Below are 6,112 nucleotides of genomic sequence, written 5' to 3'. Positions count from 1 at the left end.
CTGGAAAAGTGCGATGAATCAATTTGCGATTCTGTACGGAGATCGGTTCATCAGGCCAACCTGGTGAAATCAAGGCCTGCCGGGCGGCAGGCCGTTACCGGCCCGCACACAAAAAACCTGACACTCCCGGTTCACCCGCGAAGAGGCCCGCCCCGGCAATACAACTGTCAGCCTTCTGCTGTACGGTCTCTACGCCGGCGCGCCTGTCGATACAAATACAGACTCAACACCAACCCACAAGCCGCCGACGCAGCCGCAAACAGAAACATCGAAGCAAACCCGAACCCCGCCGCCACCGCGCCCACCAGCGGCCCGGTCACCCCCAGCGACAAATCGATGAACAGCGAATACGCCCCCACCGCCGCCCCGCGGTTGGCCGCCGATACCTGGTTCACTGCCTCAACGCCCAGCGCCGGGAATACCAGCGAGAAGCCAAACCCGCTCAGCGCTGCACCCGCCAATGCCAGTTCGGCGCTGGGCGCCAGCCACAGCATCAGCAGCCCCAGTGTTTCCACCGACAGGCACGCGATGGCCACGCGAAACCCGCCAATCCGGTTGATCAGGTTGCCGAACAGCAGCCGCGCACTGATGAAGCTGGCACCAAACAGGCTCAGGGTCAGCGCTGCATTGGCCCAGCCACGGCTGGCGTAATACAGGGTGATGAAGGTGGCGATGGTGCCAAAGCCGATCGAGCCCAGGGCCAGCCCCGAACCATGGGGGAACACCTTGCCCAGCACCTGCATGAACGGCAGGCGCTTGCCTGTGACGATCGGCGCGGCGCGTTTCGGCCACGCCAGCAGCAGGCCGAGCGCACATAGCAGGATGATGCTCACACCCATGCTCCACAGCCCCAGGCCGTTGACCATCAGCACGCCCAGCGGCGCACCGATGGCCAGCGCGCCGTAACTCGCGATGCCATTCCAGGAGATCACTTTGGCAGTGTTTTCGGCACCGACCCGCCCGATGCCCCAGCCAATCGAACCAGAGCCCACCAGGCTTTCCGCGCTGCCGAGCACCAATCGGCCAACCAGCAGGCAGGCCAGGCTGACCCAGGGCAGCTGAGTGAGGAAGGCGCAAGCGAGCATGAATACCCCGCTCAGGCCGCAGCCGAACAGGCCATACATGACCGCCTTCTTGCTGCCGTGGTTGTCGATGATGCGGCTGGCGGTAGGGCGGCTGAGCAGGGTAGCCAGGTATTGCACGCTGATAACCAGCCCGGCGAGCACGGCGCTGAAGCCCAGATCGTTGTGCACATAGCCGGGCAACACGGCCAACGGGATGCCGATGTTCAGGTAGCCGATGAAGGTGAAGAGGACGATGGAGACGACTTGCAGCGTGACTGCAACGGGGCGGGGTGAATCGGGCATGACGGCCTACGTGAGTTCTGGACGGTGTGAAAACGTGATGACGGAGGTTGCCCGCAGGTCAGCCGTTTTCACACAGTCGGGGATGCGCAGTTATTCCTGGTCGGCGCTGGATTGATCGTCACCATCCTGCTCGACGGCAGCTGCCGGTTCGGCGTGGACGGTAACGGTTGGCTCTTCTGGGTTCAGGCTTGGGAAGGGAAGATTCGGGATCTCATGCATCTCGTCGTTCCTCGCAAGAGTGATTGAAAAGTCTGCGCCAGGCGCGTGTGAGGCTTTGCAAAGCTGGGGCAGGATACACAAGTCTGGATGACAGTTTGTATTTTTTCCCGGTCGTTTGTCGGTTTTGCGGGCGAACAGCGCACATTTGCCCCATGAAAAATGGGGCCGCTGGGGCCCCATTTTTCAGGTGGTTACTTCCGGCCTTCGGCCGTTTCGGCGACCTTGTCAGTGCGTGCGCACATGATGAAATCATTGCGGTGCAGGCCTTTGATGGAGTGGCTCCACCAGGTCACGGTGACTTTCCCCCACTCGGTCAGCAGCCCTGGGTGGTGGCCTTCGGCCTCGGCGATTTCGCCTACGGCATTGGTGAACGCCAGGGCGTGCTTGAAGTTCTTGAACAGGAACACGCGCTCCAGCTCCATGTGGCCGTCACGCACTTCGATGTTCCAGTCCGGGATCTCGCGAATCAGCTCGGCCAGTTCGTCGTCGGTCACTTTCGGCGCGTCTGCGCGGCAGGCTTCGCAATGGGCTTGGTTCAAGGCATTCATGGTGTGGTTTCCGCTTCGAGTTGTTATCGGCAAGGACGTTCAGGCAGCGACCTTGGGAGGAAATTTCGGGGCGTGCAGGCCCAGTTGCGTGGCTTTGTGGACCATGCCCATGATGTCTTCATGGGCCAGGTCGAACAGGCGCTTCATGTTCGGCAGTACAAAGTACAGCGGCTGCAGGATGTCGATGCGGTACGGCGTGCGCATGGCTTCGATCGGGTCGAAGACCTGGTGCTCAGGCTCGCCAGACAAACTGTAGACGGTCTCCTTGGGCGAGGAGAGGATGCCGCCACCGTAGATCTTGCAACCCTGCGACGTTTCCATCAGGCCAAACTCGATGGTCATCCAGTACAGGCGCGCCAGGTACACGCGTTGTTCCTTGGTCGCCGCCAGGCCGAGCTTGCCGTAGGTGTGGGTGAATTCGGCGAACCACGGGTTGGTCAGCAGCGGGCAGTGGCCGAAGATCTCGTGGAAGATGTCCGGCTCTTGCAGGTAGTCCAGCTCTTGCGGGGTGCGGATGAAGGTGGCCACAGGGAAGCGCTTGCTGGCCAGCAGTTCGAAGAAAGTCTGGAACGGGATCAGTGCCGGTACCCGGGCAACCTGCCAGCCGGTGGTGGCACCCAATACCTTGTTGACCTCGCCGAGCTGCGGAATACGGTCATGCGGCAGCTTGAGCTGGTCGATGCCGTCCAGGTATTCCTGGCACGCGCGGCCTTCGATCACTTTCAGCTGGCGGGTGATCAGGGTGTTCCATACCGCATGCTCTTGCTGCGGATAATCGATAAAGCCTTGCGCATCGGGCTCGCGTGCCACGTATTGCGTCTGTTTCATGAGGCTCTCCTGGTGAGGGCTTTTCTTGTTATGTGCAGGACATGCCTTAGGAATATCCCGTTACCGGCGGTTTTGCACCGGGGTTGGCGGCTTCGGGCCAGAGTGGTTACCCGGGTATTCGTAACGATAATTTTACAAAAAGACGCAGGTGTCGGAAAATTCGGGGCATGCGGCTGATGTTTGGGTTGTTTTTGTCAGCTTATCTTTACGAAATTTCTGCGTGGTGTTGAAAAACATTGGCGCTTCGAGAGCCCTCATGCGTATCAAGGTGCATTGCCAGAACCGAATCGGCATCCTGCGCGACATTCTCAACTTGCTCGTCGAGTACGGTATCAACGTGCTGCGCGGGGAGGTGGGCGGTGACCATGGCAATGCCATCTACCTGCACTGCCCGAACCTGATCAACCTGCAGTTCCAGGCCTTGCGGCCGAAGTTTGAAGCGATCACCGGCGTGTTCGGCGTCAAACGGGTGGGGCTGATGCCCAGCGAACGCCGACACATGGAGCTGAATGCATTGCTGGGGGCGCTGGACTTTCCGGTACTGTCGGTGGACATGGGCGGCAGCATCGTCGCCGCCAACCGCACTGCGGCGCAGCTTTTGGGCGTGCGGGTGGACGAAGTGCCAGGCATGCCCCTGGCGCGCTATGTGGAGGACTTCGACCTGCCGGAACTGGTGCGGGCCAACCAGTCGCGCATCAACGGGCTGCGCATCAAGGTCAAAGGCGATGTGTTCCTGGCCGATATCGCGCCGCTGCAATCCGAACACGATGACAGCGAGGCTCTGGCCGGTGCGGTGCTCACCCTGCACCGCGCCGACCGCATTGGCGAGCGTATCTACAACGTGCGCAAGCAGGAGTTGCGTGGCTTCGACAGCATATTCCAGAGCTCGCGGGTAATGGCCGCTGTGGTGCGGGAAGCGCGGCGCATGGCACCACTCGATGCGCCATTGCTCATCGAGGGTGAAACCGGTACTGGCAAGGAGCTGCTGGCGCGTGCCTGCCACCTGGCCAGCCCGCGTGGCCAGTCGCCACTGATGGCGCTGAACTGCGCCGGGTTGCCCGAGTCGATGGCCGAGACCGAATTGTTCGGCTATGGCCCTGGGGCATTCGAAGGGGCGCGGGCCGAGGGCAAGCTGGGGCTGCTGGAGCTGACCGCAGGTGGCACGCTGTTCCTGGATGGGGTAGGGGAGATGAGCCCGCGCCTGCAGGTGAAACTGCTGCGTTTTTTGCAGGATGGTTGCTTCCGCCGTGTAGGCAGCGATGAAGAGGTGTACCTGGATGTGCGGGTGATCTGCGCGACCCAGGTGGATCTGTCGGAGTTGTGTGCCCGTGGCGAGTTTCGTCAGGACCTGTACCACCGGCTCAACGTACTGTCGCTGCATATCCCGCCCTTGCGTGAGTGCATGGATGGCCTGGAAGGGCTGGTGCAGCATTTCCTCGACCAGGCCAGCCGGCAGATCGGCTGCGCCATGCCGCGTCTGGCACCGGCGGCCATGGACAAGCTGGCGCAGTACCACTGGCCGGGCAATGTACGGCAGCTGGAAAACGTTTTGTTCCAGGCGGTTTCGTTATGCGACGGCGGTGTGGTCAAGGGCGAACATATTCGCTTGCCGGATTATGGGGTGCGCCAGCCTTTGGGGGAGTTTTCGCTGGAAGGTGATCTTTCGCAAATTGTCGGCCGGTTTGAAAAAGCGGTGCTGGAAAGTTTGATGGGGGAGTTTTCCAGTAGCCGGGCGCTAGGAAAAAGATTGGGTGTTTCACATACTACGATTGCCAACAAGTTGAGGGATTACTCCTTGGGCAAGTCGGAAAATTAAGAAGTAGTTAGTTGATAGCCTGTTAATTCGGCGGGGGCTGCTTCGCGGGTAAACCCGCTCCCACAGATACCACGCCGATCGTGAAGCTGGCGCTGTACCTGTGGGAGCGGGTTTACCCGCGAGTGGGGTCCGCAGGGCCCCAATTCACAGGTTTTCAGCCGTTGGAGCAGCCGTTCCCCATCACGCGGTATTCGAGAATGTGCTTTTGGCCCTTGGAGTCCTCGTAGGTCATGCGCGCTGGCACAACTTCGCACACATTGGGCACTTCGCTCATGGAAATGACGCGGGCAATGTCCAGGTGCTGAGAGTAACTGTACTGTTCAACCGGAATCTGCTCGGCATCTTTGGCTTCGCCGGCCATCGCCGCGCCGCAAAGACTACCAAGTACCAATACCAGTAAAGCTTTCATTTTCCATTTACCTGTCTAAGGTCGTGAGGGGGCACGCGGCGCTGATGGCGCCGCGAGTACAACTAGTTTTAACTATCAGGATGAGAGGGGGATTAACGCTTGCCTTCGTGGGGGCTGTTACCAGTTGTTAATCGCCTTGCCGTTGCTGGCGAGGTGAATTTTATGACCAGGGCGGCCGCTGAAACAGTGGGTCTTTTGATAAAGTGTTTTGACAGAATCTGTAACAATCCTGTGGTAAATCCCCTCGTTTTTTCTTTGCCGGGCTGTAATGCCCGCGCCAGAGCGCCCTGCCGGAACGCGCGTGCCAAATTACTACCAACGTCGAATGGCTTTTGTCGCTCTGGTACAGTTACAAACGGTCCTATACAAAAACAACTATTACACCGAGGTAACACAGATGAGTGCGGCTCCACTGTATCCCGTTCGTCCCGAGGTTGCGGCCACTACCCTGACCGACGAGGCCACCTACAAGGCCATGTACCAGCAATCGGTGATCAACCCGGACGGCTTCTGGCGCGAGCAGGCCCAGCGAATCGACTGGATCAAGCCGTTCACCAAGGTCAAGCAGACCTCATTCGACGACCACCACGTCGATATCAAATGGTTCGCCGACGGCACTCTGAACGTTTCCTCCAACTGCCTGGATCGCCACCTTGAAGAGCGTGGCGACCAGCTTGCGATCATCTGGGAGGGCGACGACCCTTCCGAGCACCGCAACATCACCTACCGCGAACTGCACGAGCAGGTCTGCAAGTTCGCCAACGCCCTGCGTGGCCAGGACGTTCACCGCGGTGACGTTGTCACCATCTATATGCCGATGATCCCCGAGGCCGTGGTCGCCATGCTGGCCTGTGCCCGCATCGGTGCGATCCACTCGGTGGTGTTCGGTGGCTTCTCGCCCGAGGCGCTGGCGGGTCGTATCATC

7 protein-coding genes are annotated in these 6,112 nt (G+C 60.1%); 2 read left to right on the top strand and 5 right to left on the bottom strand.

Going from position 1 to position 6,112, the window contains the following annotated elements; genetic code table 11:
- Positions 1-167: 167 nt before the first annotated feature.
- From HP547_RS26525 to phhA, 4 genes are all read right to left on the bottom strand, one after another.
- The gene (locus HP547_RS26525) at positions 168-1,367 is read right to left on the bottom strand and encodes an MFS transporter (protein ID WP_172230355.1); all 1,200 of its coding nucleotides are present in this window, start codon (positions 1,365-1,367) and stop codon (positions 168-170) included.
- Between the two features lie 90 nt (positions 1,368-1,457).
- Entirely contained in the window at positions 1,458-1,586 is a 129-nt protein-coding gene (locus HP547_RS29770) for a hypothetical protein (protein WP_015271274.1), read from the bottom strand.
- A gap of 191 nt (positions 1,587-1,777) precedes the next feature.
- Complete coding sequence (locus tag HP547_RS26520; RefSeq protein ID WP_008096719.1) at positions 1,778-2,134, bottom strand: 4a-hydroxytetrahydrobiopterin dehydratase; 357 nt, start codon at positions 2,132-2,134, stop codon at positions 1,778-1,780.
- A 39-nt stretch (positions 2,135-2,173) separates the two neighbouring features.
- The gene (gene phhA / locus HP547_RS26515; RefSeq protein WP_172288380.1) at positions 2,174-2,962 is read right to left on the bottom strand and encodes a phenylalanine 4-monooxygenase; all 789 of its coding nucleotides are present in this window, start codon (positions 2,960-2,962) and stop codon (positions 2,174-2,176) included.
- Between the two features lie 256 nt (positions 2,963-3,218).
- On the opposite strand from phhA, the gene HP547_RS26510 reads away from it, so the two are divergent.
- A complete protein-coding gene (locus tag HP547_RS26510) occupies positions 3,219-4,778 on the top strand; it encodes a sigma-54-dependent transcriptional regulator (RefSeq protein ID WP_172230358.1) in 1,560 nt (519 codons plus the stop codon).
- A gap of 154 nt (positions 4,779-4,932) precedes the next feature.
- Here HP547_RS26510 and HP547_RS26505 read toward each other — a convergent pair whose 3' ends face one another.
- Positions 4,933-5,187, bottom strand: a complete 255-nt coding sequence (locus HP547_RS26505; protein ID WP_003260110.1) for a DUF2790 domain-containing protein — start codon at positions 5,185-5,187, stop codon at positions 4,933-4,935.
- A 397-nt stretch (positions 5,188-5,584) separates the two neighbouring features.
- Here HP547_RS26505 and HP547_RS26500 point away from each other — a divergent pair.
- Positions 5,585-6,112, top strand: a 528-nt coding sequence (locus HP547_RS26500; protein WP_172288378.1) for an AMP-binding protein, incomplete at its 3' end; no start/stop codon positions are given.

The sequence above is a fragment of the Pseudomonas sp. CM27 genome, assembly GCF_013179515.1.
Lineage (GTDB): Bacteria > Pseudomonadota > Gammaproteobacteria > Pseudomonadales > Pseudomonadaceae > Aquipseudomonas.
The sequence above is the reverse complement of the archived record's forward strand: the minus strand, read 5'-3'. Positions and strand labels throughout refer to the sequence as shown.

What these genes read in the sequence shown, in the direction of transcription:
- HP547_RS26510 (WP_172230358.1), top strand. Translation starts at nt 3,219, where the DNA reads ATGCGTATCAAGGTGCATTGCCAGAACCGAATCGGCATCCTGCGCGAC.
- HP547_RS29770 (WP_015271274.1), bottom strand. Translation starts at nt 1,586, where the DNA reads ATGCATGAGATCCCGAATCTTCCCTTCCCAAGCCTGAACCCAGAAGAG.
- HP547_RS26505 (WP_003260110.1), bottom strand. Translation starts at nt 5,187, where the DNA reads ATGAAAGCTTTACTGGTATTGGTACTTGGTAGTCTTTGCGGCGCGGCG.
- phhA (WP_172288380.1), bottom strand. Translation starts at nt 2,962, where the DNA reads ATGAAACAGACGCAATACGTGGCACGCGAGCCCGATGCGCAAGGCTTT.
- HP547_RS26520 (WP_008096719.1), bottom strand. Translation starts at nt 2,134, where the DNA reads ATGAATGCCTTGAACCAAGCCCATTGCGAAGCCTGCCGCGCAGACGCG.
- HP547_RS26525 (WP_172230355.1), bottom strand. Translation starts at nt 1,367, where the DNA reads ATGCCCGATTCACCCCGCCCCGTTGCAGTCACGCTGCAAGTCGTCTCC.